General features: G+C 68.2%; 28 protein-coding genes and 1 pseudogene. 22 read left to right on the top strand and 7 right to left on the bottom strand.

What is annotated here, in order from left to right; all coding sequences use genetic code 11:
- The first annotated feature begins 70 nt into the window (after positions 1 to 70).
- From MRAB57_RS06300 to MRAB57_RS06290, 3 genes and pseudogenes are all read left to right on the top strand, one after another.
- Positions 71 to 1,171 (top strand): NAD(P)H-dependent amine dehydrogenase family protein, encoded by a 1,101-nt coding sequence (locus tag MRAB57_RS06300; RefSeq protein ID WP_077086814.1) that lies wholly within the window; start codon positions 71 to 73, stop codon positions 1,169 to 1,171.
- A 17-nt stretch (positions 1,172 to 1,188) separates the two neighbouring features.
- Positions 1,189 to 1,929, top strand: coding sequence for a glucose 1-dehydrogenase (locus MRAB57_RS06295; RefSeq protein WP_077086813.1), 741 nt, complete (start codon positions 1,189 to 1,191; stop codon positions 1,927 to 1,929).
- A gap of 9 nt (positions 1,930 to 1,938) precedes the next feature.
- A pseudogene (locus tag MRAB57_RS06290) lies at positions 1,939 to 2,539 on the top strand (DNA-3-methyladenine glycosylase I).
- Between the two features lie 3 nt (positions 2,540 to 2,542).
- Here MRAB57_RS06290 and MRAB57_RS06285 read toward each other — a convergent pair.
- Entirely contained in the window at positions 2,543 to 3,196 is a 654-nt protein-coding gene (locus MRAB57_RS06285) for a nitroreductase (RefSeq protein WP_077086812.1), read from the bottom strand.
- Positions 3,197 to 3,269: 73 nt separating this feature from the next.
- Here MRAB57_RS06285 and MRAB57_RS06280 point away from each other — a divergent pair, with 73 nt between their 5' ends.
- Positions 3,270 to 4,613, top strand: coding sequence for an FAD-binding oxidoreductase (locus MRAB57_RS06280; protein WP_077086811.1), 1,344 nt, complete (start codon positions 3,270 to 3,272; stop codon positions 4,611 to 4,613).
- Here the strand turns inward: MRAB57_RS06280 and MRAB57_RS06275 are convergent.
- From MRAB57_RS06275 to MRAB57_RS06260, 4 genes are all read right to left on the bottom strand, one after another.
- Positions 4,610 to 5,158: a TetR/AcrR family transcriptional regulator gene (locus MRAB57_RS06275; RefSeq protein ID WP_077086810.1), complete on the bottom strand. Its 549-nt coding sequence runs from the start codon at positions 5,156 to 5,158 to the stop codon at positions 4,610 to 4,612. The genes MRAB57_RS06280 and MRAB57_RS06275 overlap by 4 nt on opposite strands.
- Before the next feature lie 53 nt (positions 5,159 to 5,211).
- Positions 5,212 to 6,033, bottom strand: coding sequence for a thioesterase family protein (locus MRAB57_RS06270; protein WP_077086809.1), 822 nt, complete (start codon positions 6,031 to 6,033; stop codon positions 5,212 to 5,214).
- A gap of 30 nt (positions 6,034 to 6,063) precedes the next feature.
- Positions 6,064 to 6,882, bottom strand: a complete 819-nt coding sequence (locus MRAB57_RS06265; RefSeq protein WP_077086808.1) for an SMP-30/gluconolactonase/LRE family protein — start codon at positions 6,880 to 6,882, stop codon at positions 6,064 to 6,066.
- A gap of 79 nt (positions 6,883 to 6,961) precedes the next feature.
- The gene (locus MRAB57_RS06260) at positions 6,962 to 7,444 is read right to left on the bottom strand and encodes a polyketide cyclase (RefSeq protein ID WP_077086807.1); all 483 of its coding nucleotides are present in this window, start codon (positions 7,442 to 7,444) and stop codon (positions 6,962 to 6,964) included.
- 132 nt (positions 7,445 to 7,576) lie between these two features.
- Here MRAB57_RS06260 and MRAB57_RS06255 point away from each other — a divergent pair, with 132 nt between their 5' ends.
- The 3 genes from MRAB57_RS06255 to MRAB57_RS06245 are packed head-to-tail and all read left to right on the top strand — an operon-like array spanning position 7,577 to position 10,543.
- A complete protein-coding gene (locus MRAB57_RS06255; RefSeq protein WP_425436697.1) occupies positions 7,577 to 8,458 on the top strand; it encodes an acyl-CoA thioesterase in 882 nt (293 codons plus the stop codon).
- A gap of 4 nt (positions 8,459 to 8,462) precedes the next feature.
- Positions 8,463 to 9,383: an LLM class F420-dependent oxidoreductase gene (locus MRAB57_RS06250; protein WP_077086805.1), complete on the top strand. Its 921-nt coding sequence runs from the start codon at positions 8,463 to 8,465 to the stop codon at positions 9,381 to 9,383.
- Positions 9,383 to 10,543, top strand: a complete 1,161-nt coding sequence (locus MRAB57_RS06245; RefSeq protein WP_077086804.1) for an acyl-CoA dehydrogenase family protein — start codon at positions 9,383 to 9,385, stop codon at positions 10,541 to 10,543. The genes MRAB57_RS06250 and MRAB57_RS06245 overlap by 1 nt, the downstream gene beginning before the upstream one ends.
- On the opposite strand, the gene MRAB57_RS06240 is transcribed toward MRAB57_RS06245, so the two are convergent.
- Positions 10,540 to 11,202 carry a DUF427 domain-containing protein gene (locus tag MRAB57_RS06240; RefSeq protein ID WP_077090416.1) on the bottom strand — a complete coding sequence of 221 codons (663 nt, stop codon included), beginning with the start codon at positions 11,200 to 11,202 and terminating at the stop codon, positions 10,540 to 10,542. The genes MRAB57_RS06245 and MRAB57_RS06240 overlap by 4 nt on opposite strands.
- A 57-nt stretch (positions 11,203 to 11,259) precedes the next feature.
- Between MRAB57_RS06240 and MRAB57_RS06235 the strand changes: the two genes are divergently transcribed.
- From MRAB57_RS06235 to MRAB57_RS06180, 12 genes are all read left to right on the top strand, one after another.
- Positions 11,260 to 12,429, top strand: a complete 1,170-nt coding sequence (locus MRAB57_RS06235; protein ID WP_077086803.1) for a CaiB/BaiF CoA transferase family protein — start codon at positions 11,260 to 11,262, stop codon at positions 12,427 to 12,429.
- 163 nt (positions 12,430 to 12,592) lie between these two features.
- A complete protein-coding gene (locus tag MRAB57_RS06230) occupies positions 12,593 to 13,162 on the top strand; it encodes a hypothetical protein (protein WP_077086802.1) in 570 nt (189 codons plus the stop codon).
- Positions 13,163 to 13,166: 4 nt separating this feature from the next.
- A complete protein-coding gene (locus MRAB57_RS06225; RefSeq protein WP_077086801.1) occupies positions 13,167 to 13,871 on the top strand; it encodes an NIPSNAP family protein in 705 nt (234 codons plus the stop codon).
- Positions 13,868 to 15,079 carry a cytochrome P450 gene (locus MRAB57_RS06220; RefSeq protein ID WP_077086800.1) on the top strand — a complete coding sequence of 404 codons (1,212 nt, stop codon included), beginning with the start codon at positions 13,868 to 13,870 and terminating at the stop codon, positions 15,077 to 15,079. The genes MRAB57_RS06225 and MRAB57_RS06220 overlap by 4 nt, the downstream gene beginning before the upstream one ends.
- A gap of 2 nt (positions 15,080 to 15,081) precedes the next feature.
- Positions 15,082 to 16,050, top strand: coding sequence for a zinc-binding dehydrogenase (locus MRAB57_RS06215; RefSeq protein WP_077090415.1), 969 nt, complete (start codon positions 15,082 to 15,084; stop codon positions 16,048 to 16,050).
- A complete protein-coding gene (locus MRAB57_RS06210) occupies positions 16,047 to 16,790 on the top strand; it encodes an HpcH/HpaI aldolase family protein (RefSeq protein WP_077086799.1) in 744 nt (247 codons plus the stop codon). Before MRAB57_RS06215 ends, MRAB57_RS06210 begins: the two co-directional genes overlap by 4 nt.
- Positions 16,787 to 17,194 (top strand): nuclear transport factor 2 family protein, encoded by a 408-nt coding sequence (locus MRAB57_RS06205; protein WP_077086798.1) that lies wholly within the window; start codon positions 16,787 to 16,789, stop codon positions 17,192 to 17,194. The genes MRAB57_RS06210 and MRAB57_RS06205 overlap by 4 nt, the downstream gene beginning before the upstream one ends.
- Positions 17,194 to 17,922, top strand: coding sequence for an SDR family NAD(P)-dependent oxidoreductase (locus MRAB57_RS06200; protein ID WP_077086797.1), 729 nt, complete (start codon positions 17,194 to 17,196; stop codon positions 17,920 to 17,922). Before MRAB57_RS06205 ends, MRAB57_RS06200 begins: the two co-directional genes overlap by 1 nt.
- A complete protein-coding gene (locus tag MRAB57_RS06195; RefSeq protein WP_083743313.1) occupies positions 17,904 to 19,430 on the top strand; it encodes a flavin-containing monooxygenase in 1,527 nt (508 codons plus the stop codon). Before MRAB57_RS06200 ends, MRAB57_RS06195 begins: the two co-directional genes overlap by 19 nt.
- Positions 19,427 to 20,359, top strand: coding sequence for an alpha/beta hydrolase (locus tag MRAB57_RS06190; RefSeq protein ID WP_077086795.1), 933 nt, complete (start codon positions 19,427 to 19,429; stop codon positions 20,357 to 20,359). Before MRAB57_RS06195 ends, MRAB57_RS06190 begins: the two co-directional genes overlap by 4 nt.
- Before the next feature lie 37 nt (positions 20,360 to 20,396).
- A complete protein-coding gene (locus tag MRAB57_RS06185) occupies positions 20,397 to 20,879 on the top strand; it encodes an acyl-CoA thioesterase (RefSeq protein WP_077086794.1) in 483 nt (160 codons plus the stop codon).
- A gap of 54 nt (positions 20,880 to 20,933) precedes the next feature.
- Positions 20,934 to 21,374: an SRPBCC family protein gene (locus MRAB57_RS06180; protein ID WP_077086793.1), complete on the top strand. Its 441-nt coding sequence runs from the start codon at positions 20,934 to 20,936 to the stop codon at positions 21,372 to 21,374.
- Between the two features lie 3 nt (positions 21,375 to 21,377).
- On the opposite strand, the gene MRAB57_RS06175 is transcribed toward MRAB57_RS06180, so the two are convergent.
- Positions 21,378 to 22,073, bottom strand: coding sequence for a GntR family transcriptional regulator (locus MRAB57_RS06175; RefSeq protein ID WP_077086792.1), 696 nt, complete (start codon positions 22,071 to 22,073; stop codon positions 21,378 to 21,380).
- 150 nt (positions 22,074 to 22,223) lie between these two features.
- Here MRAB57_RS06175 and fadD5 point away from each other — a divergent pair, with 150 nt between their 5' ends.
- The 3 genes from fadD5 (at position 22,224) to MRAB57_RS06160 (ending at position 25,765) form a co-directional block, all read left to right on the top strand.
- The gene (fadD5, locus tag MRAB57_RS06170; protein ID WP_077086791.1) at positions 22,224 to 23,876 is read left to right on the top strand and encodes a fatty-acid--CoA ligase FadD5; all 1,653 of its coding nucleotides are present in this window, start codon (positions 22,224 to 22,226) and stop codon (positions 23,874 to 23,876) included.
- A 214-nt stretch (positions 23,877 to 24,090) separates the two neighbouring features.
- Complete coding sequence (locus MRAB57_RS06165; protein WP_077086790.1) at positions 24,091 to 24,894, top strand: MlaE family ABC transporter permease; 804 nt, start codon at positions 24,091 to 24,093, stop codon at positions 24,892 to 24,894.
- Position 24,895: 1 nt separating this feature from the next.
- Positions 24,896 to 25,765: an MlaE family ABC transporter permease gene (locus MRAB57_RS06160; RefSeq protein ID WP_077086789.1), complete on the top strand. Its 870-nt coding sequence runs from the start codon at positions 24,896 to 24,898 to the stop codon at positions 25,763 to 25,765.

The following is a 25,765-nucleotide window of genomic DNA, read 5'->3' as shown; positions in this document are numbered from 1 at the left end:
GTAGGCACGTCAAAACTTATGGACTAGTGTCTAGAAAAGTTGTCGGAGGGCTCAAGGGACGGAGACTGTCGTGGCTATCCGTGTCGCGCACGTCGGTACCGGAAATGTCGGCGGACTGGCTCTGGCCGAACTGATCGCCAACCCGCAGTTCGAACTCACCGGCGTGTGCGTGTCCACGCCAGAGAAGGTGGGCAAGGACGCGGGCGAGTTGTGCGGCGTCGGCCTGGACGCGCCCGTCGACACCGGCATCAAGGCCGTCGACAACATCGACGCCCTGCTGGCCACCAAGCCCGAGTGCGTCGTCTACTGCGCCATGGGCGACACCCGGCTGCCCGACGCGATGGCCGACGTCATGCGCATCCTGGCCGCCGGCGTCAATGTGGTCGGGTCGTCGCCGGGTCTGTTGCAATTCCCCTGGGGCGTCATGCCCGACAAGTACATCGGCCGCGTGGAAGATGCTGCCAAGCAAGGCAATTCGAGTATCTTCATCAGTGGCGTGGACCCGGGATTCGCCAACGACCTGATCCCGTTCGCGCTCGCCGGGACGTGCCAGCGCATCGAGCAGGTCCGCTGCATGGAGATTCACGACTACGCCAGCTACGACGGCGAAGAGGTCATGAGCTACATGGGGTTCGCCCGCCCGATGGACGAAATCCCGATGCTGCTGCAGCCAGGGATCCTCAGCATCGCCTGGGGCACCGCGATCCGTCAGCTGGCGGCCGGGCTCGGCATCGAGATCGACGAGATCACCGAGTCTTACCAGCGCGAGCCGGCACCCGAGGATTTCGACATCGCGATCGGACACGTTGCCAAGGGCACCGTGGCGGTGCTGCAGTTCGAGATTCGCGGCATGGTCAAGGGCCACCCCGCCGTCGTCATCGAACACGTCACGCGGCTGCGGCCCGACCTGCGCCCCGACCTGCCGCAGCCCGCCGCGGGCGACGGCTCGTACCGCGTAGAGATCACCGGCGAGCCGTCCTACGCCGTCGACATCGTCCCGACCAGCCGCAAGGGCGACCACAACCACGCGGCCATCGCGGGCGCCGCCGGACGGGTCGTCAACGCCATCCCGGACGTGATCGCCGCGCCGCCGGGCATTCGGACGACACTCGACCTGCCGCTGGTGACGGGCAAAGGCCTTTACGCACCAAGCACTTTGGTGACCACCTAAACGAAAGGAGACCCTCCGTGGGTCGGGTTGACGGAAAAGTTGCGCTCATCAGTGGTGCCGCCGGCGGGATGGGGGCCGAAGACGCGCGCCTGCTGGTCGAGGAGGGCGCCAAGGTCGTGATCGGCGACATCCTGGACGACCAGGGCAAGGCGCTGGCCGACGAGCTCGGCGACTCCGCGCGTTATGTCCACCTCGACGTCACCCAGCCCGACCAGTGGGACGCCGCCGTCGCCACCGCGATCGGCGAATTCGGCAAGCTGAACGTGTTGGTCAACAACGCCGGCACGGTCGCGCTGGGCCCGCTGAAGGACTTCAAGCTGGACAAGTGGCAGAAGGTGATCGACGTCAATCTGACCGGCACCTTCCTGGGCATGCGGGCGGCCGTCGAGCCCATGACCGCCGCCGGGGGCGGCTCGATCATCAACGTGTCGTCCATCGAGGGACTGCGTGGCGCGCCGATGGTGCATCCGTACGTCGCGTCCAAATGGGGCGTACGGGGCCTGGCGAAATCGGCGGCGCTGGAGTTGGCGCCGTTGAACATCCGGGTGAATTCGATCCACCCCGGCTTCATCCGCACCCCGATGACCGCCCACCTGCCCGAGGACATGGTGACGATCCCGCTCGGGCGTCCGGGCGAGGTGCGGGAGGTCGCGACGTTCGTGCTCTTCCTGGCCAGCGACGAGTCGTCCTACTCCACCGGCAGCGAGTTCGTCATGGACGGCGGCCTGATCACCGACGTGAATCACAAGGAGTTCTAGGCTCGTCCGATGAAGGCGATGGCCGGTGTCGGCATGGCACCGGAGTTGCCCACGGTGGTGACCGGTGTCGACGGCATCGTGCGCTGCCGTTGGGCCACCGAGACGGGCCGCGATCTGCGGGCCTATCACGATCACGAGTGGGGGAAGCCGACGCGCGACGAGGCCAGGCTGTTCGAAGCGCTGGTGCTGACCTACTTCGAAAACGGCCTGTCCTGGGCGATCGTCTTCGACAAGCGCGACAACCTGCGCGCGGCATTCCATGGATTCGATCCGCCGGCGGTGGCGGCGATGACGCCCGCCGACGTCGACCGGCTGATGGGCGACGCCTCCATCGTTCGGAATCGGCGAAAGATCGAGGCGACCGTGCATAACGCCCACCTCTTGTCGAAATGCTCTCTGGCAACTGGTATGGCAACACCAACCGCGCACCCAGCACCGGCTGCGCAGCTGGGACGACGGCCGGATGACGAGCCCGGAGTCGGTCGATCTTGCGGCGTCGTTGCGGCAGAACGGGTTTCGATTCGCTGGCCCAGTCGTCGCGCACTCGTTCATGCAGACCGTCGGAATCGAGAACGGCCACTTCGAAGGCTGTTTCCGCGCCGCCGCGTAGGCGCTACTCGTCCACGAAACGGACGTTGTGCGCCAAGGGTTCCCGGCCGACCCGGGCCCGGTTCCCCGGGAAGTCGGGATCGGTGTAGCCGACCGCCAGGCCGCATAGGATGGTGAACTCCTCGCCGATGTTCAGCTGCTCGCGCAGGATCTCGGGGTAGCCCGCGATCGACACCTGCGGGCAGGTGCCCAGCCCGCGCGCGGTCAGCCCCAGCAGCAGGGTCTGCAGAAACATCCCGACACCGACGGCGTCGGCCAGCCCGAGTTCGCGGTCCATGCAGACGACACCGGCGAGCGGCGCGCGGAAGAATTCCCAGTTGCGCAACACCGCGATTCGCCTGCCTTCGGTGTCCTCGCGCTTGATGCCCATCGCCCCGTATACGACTTTGCCTGTGTCGCTTCGGAAATGAGCGAACGCCTCCGGCAGCGGGGGCACCTTCGGCGGCCCCTCGTGTGCACCCTTGAGCAGGGCCGCCACCAACCGGTCTCGCGCCGCGCCCGAGGCGAATACCACGCGCCAGGGCTGGATGTTGGAGTTCGACGGTGCGCGGATAGCGAGCTCGAGCGCCTCGTCGACCAGCGCCCGCGGCACCGGCCGGTCGGGCAGGAACATCCTGACCGCGTGGCGCTGCCTGATGGTCTCGTCAAGGTCGTACATTCGCGCTCCTCGCGTCCGGCGTGATGCGATCCGAGTTGCCTGGATCAGTATCGCGGGTGCTATAACCGCGAGCATGCCCCTGGAGACCCTGGCGAGCGTCGTCGGAGCCAGCCATATCATCACCGACCCCGACGTGCTGGCCGGGCGCAGCGTCGACCACACCGGCCGATACCGCGGCCGCGCCAGCGCGCTGGTGCGCCCCGGCGACGCCGAACAGGTCGCCCAGGTGCTGCGGATCTGCCGCGACGCCCGGCTGAACGTGACCGTGCAGGGCGGCCGCACCTCGCTGGTGGCCGGCACCGTCCCCGAGCACGACGACGTGCTGCTGTCCACCGAGCGGCTCAACACCATCGGCGACGTGGATAGCGTGGAGCGCCGCGTCGAGGCCGGGGCGGGCGCCACGCTGGCCGCGGTGCAACACGCGGCGAGCTCGGCCGGTTTGGTGTTCGGCGTCGACCTGGCCGCCCGCGACACCGCGACCGTCGGCGGCATGGCCTCGACCAACGCGGGCGGTCTGCGCACCGTGCGCTACGGCAACATGGGCGAGCAGGTCATCGGCCTGCAGGTCGCGCTGCCCGACGGGACGCTGATGCGCCGGCACAGCCTGGTGCGCAGCGACAACACCGGATACGACCTGCCCGCGCTGTTCGTCGGCGCCGAAGGCACCCTGGGTGTCATTACCGCACTGGACTTGCGGCTACACCCCAGCCCGTCGCATCGGGTGACGGCGGTGTGCGGCTTCGCCGATCTCGAGGCGCTGATCGAGGCGGGCCGGACATTCCGCGACGTGGACGGGATCGCCGCGCTGGAATTGATCGACGGCCGGGCGGCCGCGCTGACCGGCGAGCACCTGGGCGTTGGCGCCCCGGTCGAGGGCGACTGGTTGCTGTTGATCGAGTTGGCCGCCGATCACGATCAGACCGAGCGGCTGGCCGATCTGCTCGACGGCGCGCGGCTGTGCGGCGAGCCCGCAGTGGGCGTGGATACCGCTGCGCAGCAACGGTTGTGGCGGGTTCGCGAGTCGCTGGCCGAAGTGCTCGGCGTGTACGGGCCGCCGCTGAAGTTCGACGTGTCGCTGCCGCTGTCGGCCATCGCCGGATTCGTCCGCGACGCGGTCGCGTTGATCGGTGACCAGGTAGACGATGCGCTGCCGCTGCTGTTCGGCCACATCGGCGAGGGCAACCTGCACCTCAACGTGCTGCGGGTGCCGCTGGACCGGGAGAAGGCGCTGTACGGGCCGATGATGGACCTCATCGCCCGGTGTGGCGGCAATGTCAGCTCGGAGCATGGCGTCGGCACCCGGAAGCGACCTTACCTCGAAATGTCTAGGGAGACAGGCGATATCGCGGCGATGCGAGCGGTCAAGGCGGCGTTGGACCCGACGGGCTACCTGAACGCCGCGGTGTTGTTCGACTAGTCGGCCGTCGGCCTGATCCCCACCGCGTGGCGCAGCTGCGCCAGGAATTCGTCGGCGTCGTCGCTGCGAACGATGTAGTGCGAGATGGCGATTCGGATCACCGTCGCGGCCTTGACCGCGGCGTTGGGTCCGGGCAGGTGCCGCTGCAGGCCGTCGCGCATCTGCGGGATGACGTGAGCGAACTGGGCGATGGTGTGCTCGGGTTCGACATCGACCATGCGCACACCCGAATACGAATGCTGGTACTCGACGATGAAGCGCAGCACCGCGTCGAGCTTGTCGATGCCCTTGAGTCCCGCGGTGGCTTTGATCAAGCCGCTTTCGAAGACCTGTCGTTCGTAGCTGGAGAACGCCGAGAGCAACTCCTCCTTGGACGCGAACCACCGGTACAGCGTGGGCCGCGACACCCCGGCCTGGGTGGCCACCTCGGACAGGCTGAGTTTGGTCTTGCCGTTGCGGCCGAGGACCTCGGCGGTGGCCGCGAGGATCCGCTCCGGCGTCGAGGCGTCGGTCTCGGTGTGGCTCAACGCCGCGGGCTGGCTCATACCTGAGACTTTACGAACTATTGCCGAAGTAGCCATGGTCTTCTGCTTCCGCGTCAGGCTTTCGGTGGGCGCCGGCGCACCAACACCGACTGCTGGATGGCGCCGACCGCGCCCTGCTCGTCGAACAACGTGCCGATGGTGGTCCCGATGCCATCGGGCCCGTAGCTGGTTTCGGCACGAATCCCGACCCAGTCCCCGTCCGGGATCCGGAACACGTGTACCGCCAGATCGGTGTTCAAAAACGTCCACTTGGTGATGTCGAGCTTGCTGCCGATGCCGTTGGCGCAGTCGGCCACCGCGAACAGCCGCTCCAGCGGGGTCATGGTCTCGCCCTTGACCAGGTCCACCAACGGGTTGATCCACGATTCGCCGGCGCCCGGGCTCAGCGGCTCGGTCAGCCACAGCCACTCCAGGCTGTGCACGTAGTTGCGGTCCCACTCCCTGGCCTTGAGGTTGCGGTTGCGGGCGTCGGTCCGCGGTCGGGGCAGCTCGGCCGCCGCGTGCGCGACCTCCTGGGTGTCCTGCTGGTGCAGCCGCCAGCCGCTGGCCCGCGCGACGGGCCGGGGCTGGCCGTCGGGGCCCTGGGCCAGCAGCTCGGCGCTGACCAGCTCGATCTGCTTGCCGCCGCGCTGCAGCTCGGAGCGGACCCACAGGTCACCCTCGGACGGGACACCGCCCAGCAGGTCGATGACGACCCGCGACAGCCGGGTGTCCTCGCGCTGCTCGCAGCGTTCCAGCGCCCGGGCCAGCAGCGCCGACACCGGGCCGCCGTGCTGGATGGCGGCCGACCACGTGCCGCGCGCCAGGTCGGTCGCCCGGAACTTCTCGCCCAACGCGTCGGCCGGGTCGATGAGCTCGTAATAGGAGTCGGTCACTCGTCTCCATTCCTGCGGTTGGATCGGGTGTTAGGGCAGGCCGGCGCCGGGGCTGGTCACCGTCACGGCGTCCAGCCGCGACAGCTTGGTCCCCACAAGCCGCTCGGGGTAGGCCTCGGTGCTCGACAGCAGGAACAGGGTGCGGCGTTCGGGGCCGCCGAGCGTGCAGGCGATGGCGACGCGCTCACCCATGTCGATGCGGTCGGTGACGGCGCCGCCCTCGACGATCCGCTCGAACTGATGGGCCAGCGTCATCGATGTCCACACCCCGCCGTCGGCGTCCAGCGCGATGCCGTCCGGCGGCCCGTCCAGGCCGTCGGCGAAGACCCGCCGGTCGCTCAGCCCGCCGCCTTCGTCGATGGTGAACGCGGTCAGCCGGCGGCCGACCGACTCGGCGACGATCAGCGTCTTGCGGTCGTCGGTGATGACCATGCCGTTGGGGAAGTCGAGATCGCTCGCGACGACGGTGGCGCTGTCGTCGGGATCGAGTCGAATGATCACCCCGCCCGAGAAGGCCTGCGACCCGATGTAGGCGCGGCCAAGGTCGTCGATGACCATGTCGCCGAGGTTGGCCGGCGCCAGCCCGGCGAGGTCGGCGATGGACACCACGGTGTCCCCGTCATAGCGCAACACCTGGCGGTCTTCGGTCGAGGCGATCAGCAGGGACCCGTCGGGCCGGAAGCCCAGTCCGGACGGGGCGCGCCCGGGCAGCGGCAATGTCGTCAGCGAGCCGCCCATGGTCGCGGTGTGCACGGCCTCGCCCAGCATGTCGGAGAACCACAGCAGGCCCTCGAACCAGCGCGGGCCCTCGCCGAAGCAGAAGCCGTTGGCCAGCGGCTCGGGGATCATCCGCCCACGCCTTTGGCAAATCTTCCGCCCTCGCCTTTACAAAACACCGCAAAAGTGTCATGCACCGCGGGTACCGGTGTCAATCTCCTGCGAGTTCGCGCGCGACGGCCGCGTGGTACTCGTCGATCCTGGCCGGGTTGGCCTGCTGAAAGAGCTGATCGGGCAGCGGGGCGTGCTTGTAGGCCTCGATCATCATCGTCCGGGCGAACAGCGTGATGTCCTGGCCCGGCCGGGTGAACCGGTAGGTCACCGTGATGCGGCCCTCGAGCCCGCTTTTCAAACCGTGGGGGTCGTCCCGGTCGTGGCCCAGCCGGCCCACCGAGGTGAACACGAACAGCGTGGGCCGCACGGCGGTGGCGAGCTGCCAGCTGAAGATCCGGTTGCCGTCCGGCCCGGCTTCCTCCCAGGTATCGCCGACCTTGAGCGGAAGTGCGGGCAGATTGCCGATGTGCGCGCTGCCGGGGTAGGTCTTGGTCCAGTTCGCGGGATTGGTGACGAAGTCGTACACCGTCTCCGCGGACTGGGTGAACGCGGTCTCTGAGGTGGTGGTCACGATGCCCAATTGCGTTGCCTCTCTGTGCTTTCCATCGGCCTAGCGCCGGGGCGGCCGCCGCCTTGTTAGCCAAGCTTTACAAATCCTACTCAAAGTGTCACGCTGAGCCGGAAGCTGCCAATGCGAGAGGTGGAGTGCGACTTGACCACGGAATCTGAGCAGACCGAGTGGACCGTGCAAGGCCTGCTGGACCTGTTTGACGTCCAGGAAGACGGGCAGGACAAGTTCACCGGTGCGACCGGCATCGCCGTCGGCGACGAGCGGCAGGTGGTCGAAGGAACCCAGGTGCTGGCCCAGGCGATCGTCGCGGTCGCGAAGCGATTCCCGGACAAGTCGGTGCGCTCGGCGCACGCGGTTTTCTCCCGCGCCGTCATCGTCGGCCCGCCCATCGAACTCGTCCTCGACGTGGTGGCCGAAGGCCGGTCGACGGCCACCGCCGTCGTCGCCGTGCACCAGAACGGCAAGCGCTGCCTGAGCATCACGGTGCTGGCCGACGTCCCGACCGACGACGTCATCCGCCACCACCTGCCCCGGCCCGACGTCGCGGCGCCGGCCGACGCCAACCACTCGCCGATGCCGATGGTCGGGCGCGAACTGCGCCTGGTCGACGTCGTCGACGTCAACAGCCCCGACGAGGTCGGGCCGCCGGAGCTGCACGCGTGGTTGCACTACGACCCGATTCCCACCCGGGACGATCTGGCCAAGGCGCTGCTGGCGTACTTCACCGGGCACCTGGGGATCTCCACCACGATGCGCCCGCACGAGGGCATCGGCACCGCGCAGGCACACCTGACCGTGTCCACCGCCCCGATGAGCATCTCGGTCGCCTTCCACGAGCCGGTGGACTGGACGGGGTGGCTGCTCTACACCCACGAGAGCACCCAGGTCGGTGCCGGCATGTCGTATGTGCGCGGCGCCGTGCACGCCGAGGAGGGCGACCTGCTGTGCTCGTTCGCGCAGGAGGCGCTGATCCGCCCGCTGCGCACCACCGACACGGCGATCGATTCACGCGCGCGGTTCTAACGCCATGAAGTTCACTTTCACCCACCCGATGCACAGCCATCCCTACAACCCGGAGTTGGTGAGCGGGGCGGCTATTGGGAAGGTGGCCGCGGCCGCCGAGGCGGCGGGTATCCACGGGTTCGGCTTCACCGATCATCCCGCGCCGTCGCAGCGGTGGCTGGAGGCCGGCGGTCACGACGCGCTGGATCCCTTCGTCGCTTTGGGTTTCGCGGCGGCCACGACGTCGACGCTGCGGCTGATCCCCAACATCGTGGTGTTGCCGTATCGAAACCCGTTCGTGGTGGCCAAGTCTGGTGCCACCCTGGACCTGCTGTCGGGCGGCCGATTCACGCTCGCGGTCGGGGTGGGCTACCTCAAGCGGGAGTTCGCGGCGCTGGGGGTGACCTACGACGAGCGCGCCGAGCTGTTCGAGGAGTCGCTGCAGGTGATCCGGGCCATCTGGACCGGCGACGACATCTCTTTCGAGGGAAAGCATTTCAGCGCCAAAGGAATCACGGCGCACCCCAGGCCGGTCAGCGACCCGCATCCGCCGATCTGGATCGGCGGCAACACCACAACGGCTCGCCAGCGGGTGGCCCTCTACGGCGACGGCTGGTGCCCGTTCCCCGCGCCGCCACAACTGGCGCAGACCGCGGGCACCGCGTCCATCACCTCCACCGAGGAACTGTCGGCGGCGATCGACGACCTGCGGCGCAGATGCGATGCCGCCAAACGGGATTGGTCGGCCATCGATATCACCTTCAGCAACTTCGAGGGCGGCAGCGTCACCGATGACGACTTCAACGCCGACGCCTACCTGCACGGGCTGGAGAAGCTGGAGAAGCTGGGCGTGACGTGGGTCAGCGTGCACCTGCCCGGCGACAGCATGGCCCACGCCCTCGACACCCTGGAGCGGTTCCGCACCCTGGTCATCGAAGCGGCCTGATGGACTTCTCCCGCGTCGAGCTCTCGCCAGAGGACCAGGAATTTTACGACCAGTTCCGGGAGTTCATCGGCGAGCACGTCACCGACGAAGTGCGGCGAATCGATCGCGAGACCGGTGAAAACTTCAGCGAGCCATTGCATTTGGCGTTGGGCGAGGCGGGGTATCTGACGTCGGACTGGAAGCAGGAGTCCGAAGGCGGATTCGATCCGGTGCAACGGCGGATCTTTCACCTGGAGATCGGCCGCGCCCACGCCCCGTGGTTTCACTGGGGTACCACGGGCGTCGTCGCCCGGTTGATGCAGCAGTTCGGCGCGCCGGAGCTCGTCGACGCGGTGCTGCCGGGAGTGCTCTCCGGCGAGATCCGGCTGTGCCTGGGCTACACCGAGCCCGAGGGCGGCTCGGACGTCGCCACCTGCAAGACCCGCGCCGTGCGCGACGGCGACGGCTGGGTTATCAATGGCTCCAAGATGTTCACCTCCAACGCGCAGAACGCCAAGTACGTGTTCCTGCTCACCAACACCGATCCGCAGGGCCGTAAACACAGGAACCTGACCATGTTCCTGGTGCCGCTGGATTCACCGGGCATCGAGATTCAGGGCATCCGCACGCTCGACGGCGACCGCACCAACATCGTGTATTACAGCGACGTCCGCGTCGACGACCGGTACCGGATCGGTGAGGTCAACGGCGGCTGGACGGTGATGCGGTTCGCCCTCGACGCCGAACACGGCATCACCGAGGCCGTAGACCATGGGCTGCAGAACATTTCGATGATGTCCGAGCACGGCCACCTGATGGCCGAGGCCGCCGACGGGGTCGCGGCGGCGGTGGCGCAAACGGCCGACGACTCGGTGCGCTACCGGCTGGGGCGCAGCATGGCCCGCATCGAGGCGGCGCTGTCGACCCCCGGGATGTACGGGCGCGTCGCGCTGATCCAGACCATGCGTGAGGTCTCGCCGGAGCTGATGGACCTGCTGGGCGCGGCGTCCGCATTGCCCACCGACACAACGGGTTCGGCCGACTTCGCCGATAATGGCGCCATCGAGTTCATCTTCCGGCACGCGGTGCCCGCCGGAATCTACGGCGGCAGCCTGGAAGTGTTCCGCAACATGATCGCCCAGCACGAGCTCAAGCTCGGGCGTCCCAGCTACGGCGCCTAGCCGGGCAGCTCCGCCGTCACGTCGGCGCGGGCGGCATCAAAGCTCAGAAACCCTTTGATGGGAAGGCTTTCCGGCGGCGGGTCGGGGTAGCTCCATGCGACGTCGTCAACCTCGCCGGCGGACCAGTACGTCGCGAAACCCTTGTAGTTGCAGTAGCTCGACGTCTCCGAGCGGCGCAACAGGTCGGTGCGCACCAGCGCCGGGTCGACGTAGAGCCGGGGCGCGAGCGCGGTCTCGAACACGATCACCGTGTCGTCGGTGTCGACCAGTTTGGTGCCCGCGACGCTGACGCGCAGCCGCCGCCTGGTCGGCCGGCAGTCGATCCGGTGGTACGGGTTCGGCGGGTAGTGGACGAGCTCGCGGCCTTCTTCCAGCCAGGTGTCGACGGCGTCCCACGCGACGTGGACGAAGCCGGGTGCCTCCGGCTCGGGCTCGGACGGCAGGCCGCCGACCGTGTCGGCCGGGAAGGCGTAGCTGAGCGGGTGGCCCTGCCGGTGCACCAGCAGGGCACCCTCGGTGTCGATCACGATGCGGCCGCCCAGCACCGCCTGGACGCGGCGGGGATGCGGCTCGATGTAGACGGCGCCCGCGGGTATCGGGGGAGCGAACCGCCCGGCCGGGTCGGTGGACAGCGGCCCGCGTCCTGCTACCAGAGTCACCACACCTTTGTATGCCCCCAGACGCCGCCGCAACATGCTGGGTGTAGGAACTTAGCCATGGCCGGACCGGTGGAGGGCATCAAAGTCGTCGAGCTCGGAGTCTGGGTGGCCGGCCCCGCGGCGGCCGGCATCCTGGCCGACTGGGGCGCCGACGTCGTCAAGATCGAACCGCCCACCGGCGACCCGGCGCGCACGTTCGGCCGGATCATGGGGCTCGACCAAGGCGTCAACCCGCCCTTCGAGATGGACAACCGCTCCAAGCGCAGCATCGTCTTGGACCTCACGGACGACGACGATCGCGAGACCGCCTTCGAATTGATCTCCGACGCAGACGTTTTCGTCACGAACGTGCGTCCCGGCGCGCTGGAACGGCTCGGTTTCGACTTCGAGTCGCTGGCGGCGCGCAACCCGCGCTTGGTGTACGGGCTGATCACCGGTTACGGCCAGGGTGGTCCCGACGCGGACCGGGCCGCCTACGACGTCGCGGCCTTCTGGGCGCGCGCCGGGGTGGCCAGCCTGCTCACCCGGCCGGGGCAGACGCCGCCCTTTCAGCGCGGCGGCATGGGCGACCATTCGGCGGGCATGACCCTGGCCGCCGCGATCTGTGCGGCGCTGCTGGCCCGCCACCGCACCGGGACCGGCCAACTGGTCAGCACGTCGCTGTACCGGCAGGGCGCCTACACGGTGAGCTTCGATCTCAACACCTACCTGCTGGCCGGCCAGACCATCGCGATCGGCCAACGCGAGACGATGGCCAACCCGTGCATGAACAATTACGCGACCGCCGACGGCCGCCGGTTCTGGATCGTCGGGCTCGAAGTCGACCGGCACTGGCCACCGCTGTGCCGCGCCGTCGGGCATCCGGAGTGGCTCGACGACCCCAAGTTCGCGGACGCCTACTCCCGCTACGTCAACGCGGTCGAGCTGATCGGCGAACTGGACGCCATCTTTGCCACCCGCACCCTCGACGAATGGGCGCAGGCGTTTGCGGCCGAGCCCGATTTCTTCTGGTCGCCGGTGAACACCCTGGAGGACGTCATCGCCGATGAGCAGTTCCACGCCGCGGGTGGCATCGTCGACGTCCCGGACGAGCAGGCCAGCATCGCGATGGTGGCCACACCGGCCGATTTCGGTGGTACCCCGTGGTCACCGCGTTCTGCGGCACCGGAACTGGGCCAGCACACCGACGAAATCCGCGCCGAGCTGAAGGCGCGCCGCGGGTCCTGACCGCTCGGGCAGACCTTTACAAATTTCGGCAGAAGTGTCACGCTGTCCGGTGAGTCGAGTCGCCGGCGTCGCGCCGCGCGATGCGGCGCAGCCCAAGACGAAAACGCCCACCGACAGTGCGTCAGATCCCGACGCACACCGTGGGCGGTGAGGAACGGATGTGATGGTCACTCCAACGATCGACATCAGCGACGGCGGACGGGTCAGCGCTGGTGTGTGCTTGCGTTATCGGCTGGACGTCATCGCGGCCGACGCCGTCGACGTCGTGCAGTCGGCGGGGGGCTGGCTGTATGACCGGGTGATGGCCGGATGGGAGGTGACCGTGCTGTTGCCGAACAACCGCGACACCCGGTCGCTGCGCATCCTCGGCGTTTCGGTGGTGGACGACGAAGCGGAGTCCGTCGCGGCCGCGCTGAACTCGACGAGCCAGACGCTGGCGGTCAGCGCCGCGGCGTTCGGCGTCGATGCGCGGCTGCGCGACAAGGTGCTCGACGCCCTGGACAACCGCATGACGGAGGTCGCCCTGTGGGGCCAGCCGCATCAAGGGTGGCCGCTGGGCGTGGACCGCGGACTGACCAAGGCGCAGCACCTGCTCAGCGGGGCGGCGCGCCGGTTCAAGGGCGCGGCGCTGGCCGCCGCGGGAATGCCTTGCGGGGACGTCGGTTTCACCGAAACGCTGCTGTGCGACCCGACTCGTACGCACGGCGACTCTGAACTGATCCGGCTCACCTGACGCGATGAAGAAGTACTACGGCCACACACTGCTCTACCTGCACGAGACGATCTCGCTGGGATCCGGCCGAAGCGACCGCTTCACAGAGGTCTTCACCGACACCTACCAGCCGATGATGGACGAGCTCGGTGCGCGGTTGTTCGCGATCTGGGAGTCCACCGCGTACAACGGCCACTGGCCACAGGTGACGGTCATCTGGGAAATCGACGGGTTCGCCGACTACGCCCGCATCGGTGCCGCCCAGAACCGCGGCGGCAGTCACGAGGCCGCGGCCGGAAAGTGGTCGGCATTTCTGGCCGACATCGGCGCCTCGGGGGAGGGTCGCATCATGTACCCAGGGCCGAGTAACAAGCCGCTGGCTCAGCTGCGCGAGGCCAATTTCACTGCGCCGCTGGTAATTCAGGAGATCATGCAGACCAAGCCGGGGCGCCAGGACGATTACATCCGCGAGCTCGAACGGCTCTACGTCCCGTGGTCGGAGCGCACCGGCAAGCGCTGGCTGGGTTCGTTCACCACGACCTTCCGCTTCAACGAGGTCATCCACTACTGGGCCCTGGACGGCGGTTGGGAATGCTTCGCCAACCACTACCCGTCGTGGAAGGACAGCCCACCCGCCGAGATCGTGACCTGGATGAGCGTGGCGCCGGCGCTGCGCGACGGCTGGGAAGACTCGATTCTGCAGGCCCTACCGCCGTCTCCGCTGCAATGAGCTTCGCCTACGACCCGTTCGACCCGCGGGTGATGGCAGACCCGCTGCCCTACTACAAGACACTCCGCGATCAGCATCCGCTGTACTACATGCCGCAATGGGATACGTTCGCGCTCTCGCGTTTTGAGGACATCTGGCAGGTGCTCGAGGTCAACGACGGCACCTTCGTCGCGACGGAGGGAACGCTGCCCGCGGCCTCGGTGCTGGCCAAGCACAACACCGGGCCGCTCGACGATCCGCCGCTGCATCCGATGCCGTTCCACGCGGTGTTCGACGCCGACCTCTACGGCGAGATCCGGCGCGCGCATTCGGCGCCGCTGCGGCCGAGGTCGGTCGTCGCCCTGGCCGACCGGATCCGCGAGCTGGCCAACGAACGGCTCGACCTGTTGCTGCCCCAGGGATCGTTCGACCTCACCCAGGAGTACGGCGGGATCGTGGCGGCCTCGATGGTGTGCGATTTACTAGGACTGCCAACGGATCTCGCGCCGCAGGTGCTGGCCGCCGTCAACGCGGGCAGCCTGGCCCAACCCGGCGAGGGCGTCGACACCGCGCAGAACCGGCCCAACTACCTCGAGTTCCTCAAGCCGGTCGTCGAGCGCCGCAGGGCCGACGCGTCCGGGGACCCGCTGCCCGTCGTCGACGGACTGCTGGGCTACCGCCTGCCCGACGGCAGCGCGCTGTCCGACCTCGAGGCCGCCACCCAGATGCTGTGCATCTTCATCGGCGGCACCGAGACGGTGCCCAAGATCGTCGCGCACGGGCTGTGGGAGCTCAGCCAGCGGCCCGACCAGTTGGCGCAGGTGCGCTCCGATCCGGCGGCGAACATCCCCGTCGCGCGCGAGGAGATGCTGCGCTATTGCGCGCCGGCGCAATGGTTCGCCCGAACGGCCCGCAAGCCGTACACCATCCACGGCAGGACAATTCAGCCAGGGCAGCGCATCATCAGCCTGCTGGCGTCGGCCAACCGCGACGAACGGGAGTATCCGGATCCCGACGAGTTCATCTGGAACCGAGAGATCCACCGCACGCTGGTGTTCGGTCGCGGCCAGCACTTCTGCATCGGCTACCACCTGGCCCGCCTCGAAGTCGATGTGCTGCTTACCGAATGGCTGCGCCGCGTGCCGGACTACGCGATCCAGGCCGACGCCGCCACCCGGCTGCCGTCCAGCTTCCAGTGGGGATGGAACAATATCCCGGTGGAGGTGTGACGGTGTGGTCCTATCGGCTCGTTGCCCCGTATCAGTTCGAGCGCACGTCGATCGCTGACAAGACGCCGGACGACCTCGTCGATGGCCAAGTGCTGCTGCGCTTCCTGGCCGCCGGCGTCTGCGGCAGCGACATGCCCGCATTCCGCGGGGCGAAGGGCAGGCTGCCGGGCGACGACGGCCGCAGCGCCGCGGAGAAGGACGGCTTCCCGGTGCACGAGGTGGCCGGCGAGGTGGTCGCCAGCCGGCACCCCGAACACCGGGCCGGCGACCTGGTAGTGGGCTGGGCCTCCGGATTCGACGGGCTGATGGAAAAGGTGATCAGCGACGGCAACGGGCTGGCGCCCTACGACCCGACGCTTACCCCGGCGCAGGCGGTCGGCCTGCAGCCGCTGGCGTGCGTCCTGTATGCCTGCGAGCAGCTGCCGGACCTGGCCGGTCGGCACGTCGCGATCATCGGGCAGGGATCGATCGGGCTGCTGTTCGCCTACGTCGCCAAGGCCGCCGGCGCCCGCCGCGTCACCGGCGTCGACCCTGTCGACCGCGCAAGCCTCGCAACGGCATTCGGCGTCGACGACCCGGTGCGCGCCACCAGCGACCGCTGGGTGAGTCAACTCGCGGCCGCCGACCGGGCCGACATCGTGATCGAGGCCGTCGGTCATCAGGTCGCCACGCTGGGCCACGCCATCGAGGCGACCGCGTTCGGCGGCACCGTCTTCTACTTCGGCGTGGCCGACGACGAGGCCTACCCGATCAGCATGCGCCTCATGCTGCGCAACAACCTGACGCTGAAATCCGGTGTGACACTTGATCGCCGCCGGATGCTGGAGCTGGCCGGCAAGTTCGCCGGCGAGCACCCCGAGCTGCTTGGCACGTACCTGACCCACACCTTCGCCGTCGACGACGTGCAGGGTGCGTTCGACCTGGCCTGCCGCCCGGTGCCCGGGCGCGTGAAGATTGCGATCGCGCAGTGAACACCTTCGCCCAGGCGCTGGAAAAGCCGCCGATCTGGGGCGGCTGGATCACCGGGCCCACCGCGATCGGGCCGGAGGAATTCGCCCGCGCGGGTTACGACTACGTGGGCTTCGACGCCCAGCACGGGTATCTCGACGACGCCGACATCGCCGGCATGCTGCGGCGCCTCGAACACGTTCCGATCGCGACCGCGGTGCGGCTGCCCAACGCCGACGCGGCGCCGATCGGCCGGGTGCTCGACGCCGGGGCCGACGCCGTGTTCATCGCGATGATCGAATCGGCCGACCAGGCCGCGGCGGCGGTGGCCGCCACCCGGTATGCGCCTGCGGGCATCCGCAGCTTCGGCCCGCTGAGCCCCAGCCTGGGGCTCGACCCCGCCGCTCACGAGGAACGGGTGAGCGTGTTCGCGATGATCGAAACGGCCGCGGCGCTGACCAATCTCGACGAGATCTGCGCGGTGGACGGCCTGACCGGAATCTATGTCGGCCCCGCCGATCTGGCCATCTCGCTGGGATTCGGCCCGGTCGGATCGACGAAACAGCCCGACGTGCTGGACGCGATCAAGCGGATCCATGGCACCGCGACGGCCGCCGGGCTGATCACCGGGATCCACGCCAACGACGGCAAGACCGGTAATGCCATGGCGCAGCTCGGGTTTCAGCTGATCACCCTGGCGGCCGAGTCGCAGGCCCTGCGCCGCGGCGCGGCGGAGCATCTGCGAGAGGCCACCGGCCAGTGAGCGACGGCAATCCCACCGATCACGCCGCCATCCGCGAGCTGATCGCCGGCTACGCGCTGGCACTGGACGCCAGGGACATCGACGCGTGCGTGCAATTGTTCACCGCCGACGGCGAATTCCTGGTGTACGGGCGGTCTTTCAGCGGGCCGGAAGCCGTTCGCCAGATGTTCGCCGACTCCCCGCACGGGCTGCACCTGACCGGAGTCTCCCGCATCGACGTCCGCGGCGACACCGCGACGGCCCGTTCGCAGGTCCTGTTCGTCCGCGCCGGCGATCTGGTGCTGCGGCCGGCGCTGTACGACGACGACCTGACGCGTGACGGCCAGCGGTGGCGTTTCCGGCGGCGGCGCTGCCAATTCATCACCAGCCATGGCCTGTCCGACAGCCCGGAGGAGGCGTCCTGATGACCGAACGTGTCGCACTGGTGACCGGCGCAGCCGGCGGGCAGGGCTGGGCCATCGCCAAACGGCTTCGCGCGCAAGGGTATTCCGTAGCGGCCTGCGACCTGCGCGCTGACGACGCCGCCGCCGCGGCCGCCGATCTGGGCGACGAGGGGGTGATCGCATACGGGCTCGACGTGACATCCGCCGAGCAGTGGGACGCGACGGTGCGCCAGGTGGTGGATCGATTCGGGTCGCTGAGCACGCTGGTCAACAACGCGGGCGTGCTGCACCGAACGTCGCTCGCCGACGAAACGGCCGAGGCATTCGAAAACTCCTGGCGGGTCAACTGTTTGGGCGTCTTCCTCGGCATGCGCGCCTGCCTCGATCACCTGCGGTCGGCCGAGCACGCGTCGATCGTCAACATCTGCAGCACCGGGGCGATCCGCCCCTTCCCGCAGCACTGCGCCTACGGTTCGGCGAAGTGGGCGCTGCGCGGCCTCACCCAGGCCGCCGCCGCCGAGCTCGGCCCGTCCGGCATTCGCGTCAACGCGGTGTTCCCCGGCCCGATCGCCACCTCGATGCTCGACGAGGCCACCCAGACCCGGCTGGCGGCCACGGCCATGTTCGGGCGCATCGGTCAGCCCACTGAGATCGCCGACGCGGTGGCCTTTTTGGTCTCCGAGGCGGCCTCGTTCATCACCGGCTCGGAGCTCGTCGTCGACGGCGGACAATGCCTGCAGATCAAATGAGCACGAAGCTGTCGGTCGGAATCATCGGCGCCGGGCCGGGCGGCCTAGCGCTGGGAATCCTGATGTCCCGGGCCGGTTTTGGTGACTTCACCATCTTCGACCGCGAGGACGACGTCGGCGGCACGTGGCGGATCAACACCTACCCGGGCCTGGCGTGCGACGTCAAGTCGCACCTGTACTCCTACTCGTTCGACCTGAACCCGCACTGGTCGCGGCTGTGGTCAGGGCAGCGGGAGATCCTGGACTACTTCGCACGCTGCGCCGACACCTACGGCCTGCGGCCCCACCTGCGGCTGCGCACCGAAATCCGCTCGGCGCGTTGGGAGGAGGCCGACCAGCAGTGGTGCCTGACAACGGCCGACGGTACCCAGCATCGCTTCAACGTCGTGGTGTCCGCCGTCGGCCTGTTCACCCGGCCGCTGCTTCCGGAGCTGGTCGAGCAGGAGCCGTTCACCGGCACGGTGATGCACTCCGCGCGCTGGGACCACTCAATCCCGTTGGAGGGCAAGCGGGTAGCCGTGCTGGGCACCGGCTCGACGGCGTCGCAGCTGCTGCCCGAACTCGCGAAGGTCGCCGGCAAGGTGTACTCGGTGCAGCGGTCGCCGACCTGGATCCTGCCCAAGCCCGACCGGCACTACACGCGGCGCGAGCATTGGATCTTCGCCCACGTGCCGTTCGCCAAGAAGCTCTACCGGACCCGGCTGTGGCTGCGCAGCGAATCCAACATCTCGGTGATCGAGCACGGCAGCGAGAAGACGCAGGACTTCACCGCGATCGCGCTGGGTCTGCTCGAAAAGACGGTTGCCGACGAGGAATTGCGCCGCAAGCTGACCCCCGATCATCCGATGGGCTGCAAGCGGCTGGTGTTCTCCTCGGACTACCTGCCCGCGCTGACCCAGCCCAACGTCGAGGTGGTGACCAGCCCGGCCCGCTACCTCAAGGCCCGATCCCTGGTCACCGCGGACGGCGCCGAACATGACGTCGACGTGGTGGTGTGCGCGACCGGCTACGCCGCGGCCGACTACCTGGGGGAGCTCCACGTGTCCGGGGAACAGGGGAGCACGCTGCGGGAGCAGTGGAGCGACGGCGCCCAGGCCTATTTCGGCATGGCCGTTCCGGGCTTCCCGAATTTCTTCATGCTGTACGGACCCAACACCAACGTCGGCTCCAACAGCGTGATCTTCATGCTCGAGGCCCAGGCCCGCTACATCGTGCGGGCGCTGAAGTACATGCGGCGCAAGAACAAGGCCTACGTCGCGGTGCGGCCGTCCGCGCTGGCGGAGTTCATCGCCAAGATCGACGAATGGATGGCCGGCACCGTGTGGACCACTAAGTGCAGCAACTACTTTCGCGCGGCCAACGGCCGCGTGGTAACCCAGTGGCCGCGCAGCGCCCGCAGCTTCTGGGAGATGACGCGCAGGTTCTCACCGGCCGACTACAGCTTCACGGCCCCGCGGCCCGAGGCGGCCGACCAATCGGTCACCGCGCTGGACGGACGTGGCCAATGACCGGATTGGACGGCGCCGAGCGGCTCGACCCCGCGCTGCGCGCCATCGCGACCACGCGAACCGCGTTCACGGCCGAAGCGATCCAGCTCATGCGCGAGCCGTTCGATCAGCGCCGCCGCGACGTTGCCCAGCAAAACGACACCCCCGGCGTGCAGATCACCGCGCACAACGTGATGGCCGAAGCCGGCGTGGTGCCCATTCGCATCTACCGCGGCGGCCCGGTGCCCGCCCCGGTGGTGATCTACTGCCACGCGGGCGGATTCGCGCTGGGCAATCTCGACACCGACCACCCCCAGTGCATCGAGCTCGCGCGGCGCGCCCGGTGCACGGTGGTGTCGGTCGACTACCGGCTGGCCCCGGAGCATCCGTATCCGGCCGCGTTCGACGACGCGATCGCGGTGCTGAGGTGGGTGGTCGACAACGCCGACGACCTGGACGTCGATGCCGCGCGGGTGGCCGTCGCGGGCAGCAGCGCGGGCGGCGCACTGGCCGCCTGCCTGGCCCATGGCGCCGCCGACGGGTGGCTGCCGCCGGTCGTCTTCCAGCTGCTGCACCAGCCGGTGCTCGACGACCGGCCGACGCCGTCCAAGGCCGAGTTCCGCACCAGCCCGGCCTTCGACGGCGAGGCTGCCGACCTGATGTGGCGGCACTACCTGGGCCCAGAAGCCGGCTCGCCGGACGCCGTCCCGGCGCGCCGCACCGAATTGGAGGGCCTGCCAACGGCTTTGATCACCTGCGCCGAGGTCGATCCCTTCCGCGACGAGGCCATCGAATACGCGCAGCGGCTGCTGCGCGCCGGGGTCTCGGCCGAACTGCACGTGTTCGCGGGGGCCTGCCACGGGTTCGATTCGCTGCTGCCGGACTGGCCCGGCTCTCAGCGGCTGTTCGCGCTGCAGGCCGACGCCCTGTCGCGCGCCTTCCACGGTTGACGTCCGCCCCCGGCGCCGAACGTGTTGGAATACCTCTATGTCGTCAGGCTCGTTGGTCCCGCCGGCGCCCGACCAGCTCGCCGGCGGCGACTTCCCGGTGTGGTGGCCGGTGGGCACCCGGTGGGCGGACAACGACATGTTCGGCCACCTCAACAACGCCGTGTACTACCAGCTGTTCGACACCGCGATCAACGCCTGGATCAACACCAGCACCGGCCTTGACTCGATGGCCACGCCCGCACTGGGCATCGTCGCGGAGTCGGGCTGTCGCTACTTCTCCGAACTGCAGTTCCCGCAGCACCTGGCGGTCGGGCTCGCGGTGACCCGGCTGGGCCGCAGCAGCGTCACCTACCGGCTCGGGCTGTTCCGGTCGACGGGCGATCAAGAGGAGGACCGGTCCCAGCCGATCACCGCGCTGGGGCACTGGGTGCACGTCTATGTCGATCGGACCACCCGCAAGGCCGTGCCGATTCCCGACGCCATCCGTTCGCTGCTGGCGACCGCGACCGTCGACGCATAAGCCCGAGATTGCGCCCGGCGCTGTGACTTTCGCTCACCCGGCTATGCTTCGCCAATGCCGGTTCTGAGCAAGACTGTCGAGGTCGGGGCCGACGCCGCCTCGGTGATGGCCATCGTCTCCGACTTCGAGCGGTACCCGGACTGGAACGAAGGGGTCAAGGGCTGCTGGGTGCTTGCTCGCTATGACGACGGCCGCCCCAGCCAGGTGCGCCTGGATGCCTCCTACCAAGGCTTCGACGGCGTCTTCATCCAGGCCGTGTACTACCCGGGCCCGAACCAGATTCAGACCATCCTGCAGCAGGGTGAGCTGTTCAAGAAGCAGGAGCAACTGTTCAGCGTGGTGGAGATGGGGGCCGCGAGCCTACTGACGGTGGACCTCGACATCGAGTCGTCCCTGCCCGTTCCCGCGCCCATGGTGAAGTCGTTGGCCAACAACGTGCTGGACCGCCTCGCCGAGAACCTCAAGGCGCGCGCCGAAGAGCTGTCCGCCGGCTAGCCGTCAGCCGAGAATGCCCGCCCGCTCCCGCATTTCGGTGAGTCGGCCGGCGGCGTCGGTGAATTGCCAGACCGTGTGCTCGATGACGGCGGGCGTGTCCCGGCGGCGCAGCGCGGCGATCAGCTGGCGGTGGTTGTCGACGGCGGCCACGCCCCACTGCGGATCGGCGGCATAGACCAGCACCGGCATGTAGCGGGCCGCGTTGAGCAGGAACCACGCCAGCTTGATGCGCCCGCTGGCCTGATTGAAGACGCGGTGGAACGCGAACTCCATTCCCGCGACGGTCTCGGCGTCACTGCTGCCGACGGCGTTTTCGAGCGAGTTGTTGATGCGGTCGAGCTCGTCGATCTCGGCGTCGGTGATGTTCGCGGTGGCCGCCTCGGCCACCTCCCGGGCGATGGTCGCCTGCAGCCAGAAGATGTCGTCGATGTCCTGCGGGGTCAGCGGGAGCACGACGTGGCCCCGGTGCGGCTCGAGCTGGACCATGCCCTCGCCGCGGAGCTTCAGCAGCGCCTCGCGCACCGGTGTCACGCTGACCCCGAGTTCGGCCGCCGTCTCGTCGAGACGGATGAAGGTCCCCGGGCGCAGCGCCCCCGACATGATCGCCCCGCGCAGATGACCCGCGACCCCATCCGACAGCTGCGGCCGGCGCAGTGGTCGGCGGCTTCTGAGAGGCCGCGCGGAGATCGGTGCGTTCACGGGAGCTGCCTGGTCTTTTTGAGGTTTATTAGGGACTCATCGGGGACTTGTCATTGGGCCAATCAGGCCATAGTGTGACCCACACAACACTATGTTTTATCAAATATCAACCTGTCGCAAGCGGTGCGTAAGTGAAGGGACCATATCTAGTTGACCGCGCAACTTGCCAGCCACCTGACACACCAGGGATCGCCCGCCAGCGAGCAGCCATACCTGGCCCGTCGACAGAACTGGGTTAACCAGCTCGAGCGGCACGCGATGATGCAGCCGCAAGCGACGGCGCTGAGGTTCACCGGTCGCACCTTGACGTGGGCGGACCTGCAGGGCCGGGTCGCCGCGCTGGCCGGGGCCCTGAGCCGTCGAGGGGTCGGCTTTGGGGACCGGGTCATGATCCTCATGCTGAATCGGCCCGAGTTCATCGAGTCGATGCTGGCTATCAACATGCTCGGAGCGATCGCGGTTCCGCTGAACTTCCGGCTCACGCCGGCCGAGATCGCGTTCCTGGTCGACGACTGCGAAGCGCGCGTAATGATCACCGAAGCGGTGCTGGCGCCGGTGGCCACCGGGGTCCGCGACGTTCAGTCCCTGCTCGGCACGATCGTCGTGGCCGGTGGCGCGTCGGACGATCAGGTCCTGGGCTACGAGGACCTCGTCGACGAGCCCGGCGAGCCCCAGGATCTCGTCGACATCCCGAATGACGCGCCCGCGCTGATCATGTACACCTCGGGCACCACTGGCCGTCCCAAGGGCGCGGTGCTGACCCACACCAATTTGACCGGCCAGACGATGACCGGGCTGTACACCAATGGCGCGGACATCAACAGCGACGTCGGCTTCATCGGCGTTCCGCTGTTCCACATCGCCGGGGTGGGCAACCTGCTGGGTGGGCTGCTGCTCGGCCTGCCCACCGTGATCTATCCGCTAGGCGCGTTCGAGCCCGGCCAGCTGCTGGACGTGCTGGCGGCCGAGAAGGTGACCGGCATCTTCCTGGTTCCGGCGCAATGGCAGGCCGTCTGCGCCGAGCAGCAGGCACGGCCCCGCGAGCTGAAGCTGCGCGTCATGTCGTGGGGGGCGGCCCCGGCGCCGGACGCGTTGCTGCGGGAGATGTCGTCGACCTTCCCCGGAACCCAGATCCTGGCGGCCTTCGGCCAGACCGAGATGTCGCCGGTCACCTGCATGCTGCTGGGCGAGGACGCCATCCGGAAGCGCGGCTCGGTCGGCAAGGTGATCCCGACGGTCGCCGCGCGCGTCGTCGACGAGAACATGAACGACGTACCCAACGGCGAGATCGGCGAGATCGTCTACCGTGCCCCGACGCTGATGAGTGGCTACTGGAACAACCCCGAGGCCACCGCGGAGGCGTTCGCCGGGGGCTGGTTCCACTCCGGAGACCTCGTCCGGATGGACGACGAGGGCTACGTCTGGGTGGTCGACCGCAAGAAGGACATGATCATCTCCGGCGGCGAGAACATCTACTGCGCGGAGGTGGAGAACGTCCTCGCCGAGCACCCGGTCATCGTCGAGGTCGCCGTCATCGGGCGGACCCACGAGAAATGGGGCGAGGTACCGATCGCGGTCGCGGCCGTCACCGAGGAGGGTCTGCGGCTGGACGCCCTGGACGAGTTCCTCAACGAGCGGCTCGCGCGCTACAAGCATCCCAAGGCGCTCGAGATCGTCGATGCGCTGCCGCGCAACCCCGCCGGGAAGGTCCTAAAGACCGAGTTGAGGGTTCGCTACGGCCTCGAAGCTGCCGCTGAAAGCCATTCAGCACCAATACATTTCAACAACGAACAGGAAAGTTGAGGAATCCGTAACGTTTGCCAGCTGTTGACGAAGGGTTAATTGTGCATCTGCGGTTCACACCTGCTTGGCCATCGGGTACATTCCTGTGGTCTCCGTTACTACTTGCCAGTAGGGAGCCGATGGTCACACCTGTGAATTCATGGCGACGAGGGGGCGTGGAGCACGATCCGCCGCGGCGCTGGGAGGCACGCGGGACTGGCGTGAGGGGGCAGGGGTGACGGCGTCGCAAGGTCCACACTTGGTGGGCTACCTGCGCGACCAACTCGAGACGCCGCTGACCCTCGTCGGTGGTTTCTTCCGGATGTGCGTGCTGGCCGGGCGGGCGTTGTTCCGTCGGCCGTTCCAGTGGCGCGAGTTCGTCCTGCAGTGCTGGTTCATCATGAGGGTCGCGTTCCTGCCGACGGTCTTCGTGTCGATCCCGCTGACCGTCCTATTGATCTTCACCCTCAACGTCCTGCTGGCCCAGTTCGGTGCGGCCGACCTGTCCGGTGCCGGCGCGGCGATCGGCGCCGTCACCCAGCTCGGCCCGCTGACCACGGTGCTGGTGGTGGCCGGCGCCGGCTCGACTGCCATCTGCGCCGACCTGGGCGCGCGCACCATCCGCGAGGAAATCGACGCGATGGAGGTGCTCGGCATCGACCCGATCCACCGCCTGGTGGTGCCGCGCGTGTTGGCCGCGACCCTGGTGGCCACGCTGCTCAACGGCCTGGTCATCACCGTCGGCCTGGTGGGTGGCTACCTGTTCGGGGTGTACCTGCAGAACGTGTCGGGGGGCGCCTACCTGGCCACCCTGACCACCATCACCGGCCTGCCCGAGGTCGTCATCGCGACCGTCAAGGCCGCAATCTTCGGCCTGATCGCCGGGCTGGTCGGCTGCTTCCGCGGCCTGACGGTGCGCGGTGGTTCCAAGGGCCTGGGCACCGCCGTCAACGAGACCGTCGTGTTGTGCGTGGTCGCGTTGTACGCGGTCAACGTGGTCCTGACCACCATCGGCGTGCGCTTCGGAACGGGGCACTGACATGTCAACCGCTGCCGTTTTACGTTCCCGCTTTCCGCGGGCGGCCGAGAACCTGGATCGCTACGGCGGTGCCGCCGGCCGTGGGCTCGATGACATCGGCAAGATGGGCTGGTTCGGGATGCTCTGCATCGCGCACGTGCCGCACGCGCTGCGGAACTACCGCAAGGAGACGCTGCGGCTGATCGCCCAGATCGGTATGGGCACCGGCGCCATGGCGGTCGTCGGCGGCACCGTGGCCATCGTCGGCTTCGTGACGCTGTCCGGTAGCTCGCTGGTCGCCATCCAGGGTTTCGCGTCCCTGGGCAACATCGGTGTCGAGGCGTTCACCGGCTTCTTCGCCGCCCTGATCAACGTGCGCATCGCCGCCCCCGTCGTCACCGGGATCGCGATGGCCGCCACGGTCGGTGCCGGGGCCACCGCGGAGCTCGGCGCGATGCGAATCAGCGAGGAGATCGACGCCCTGGAAGTGATGGGCATCAAGTCGATCTCGTTCCTGGCGACCACCCGGTTCATGGCCGGCCTGGTGGTGATCATCCCGATCTACGCGCTGGCGATGATCATGTGCTTCCTGTCGCCGCAGATCACCACGACCGTGCTCTACGGGCAGTCCAACGGCACTTACGAGCATTACTTCCGGACGTTCCTGCGGCCCGACGACGTGTTCTGGTCGTTCCTGGAGGCCATCATCATCACCGCGGTCGTGATGATCACGCACTGCTACTACGGCTACAACGCCGGCGGCGGACCCGTCGGCGTGGGTGAGGGCGTCGGACGCTCGATGCGTTTCTCGCTGGTCTCGGTCCAGGTGGTCGTCCTGTCCGCCGCGTTGGCGCTCTACGGCGTCAACCCCAACTTCGCGCTCACGGTATAG

Source organism: Mycobacterium rhizamassiliense (genome assembly GCF_900157375.1).
GTDB classification, from domain to species: Bacteria; Actinomycetota; Actinomycetes; order Mycobacteriales; family Mycobacteriaceae; genus Mycobacterium; species Mycobacterium rhizamassiliense.
Note: the sequence above shows the minus strand (reverse complement) of the source record. Positions and strands in the feature narration are given on the sequence as shown.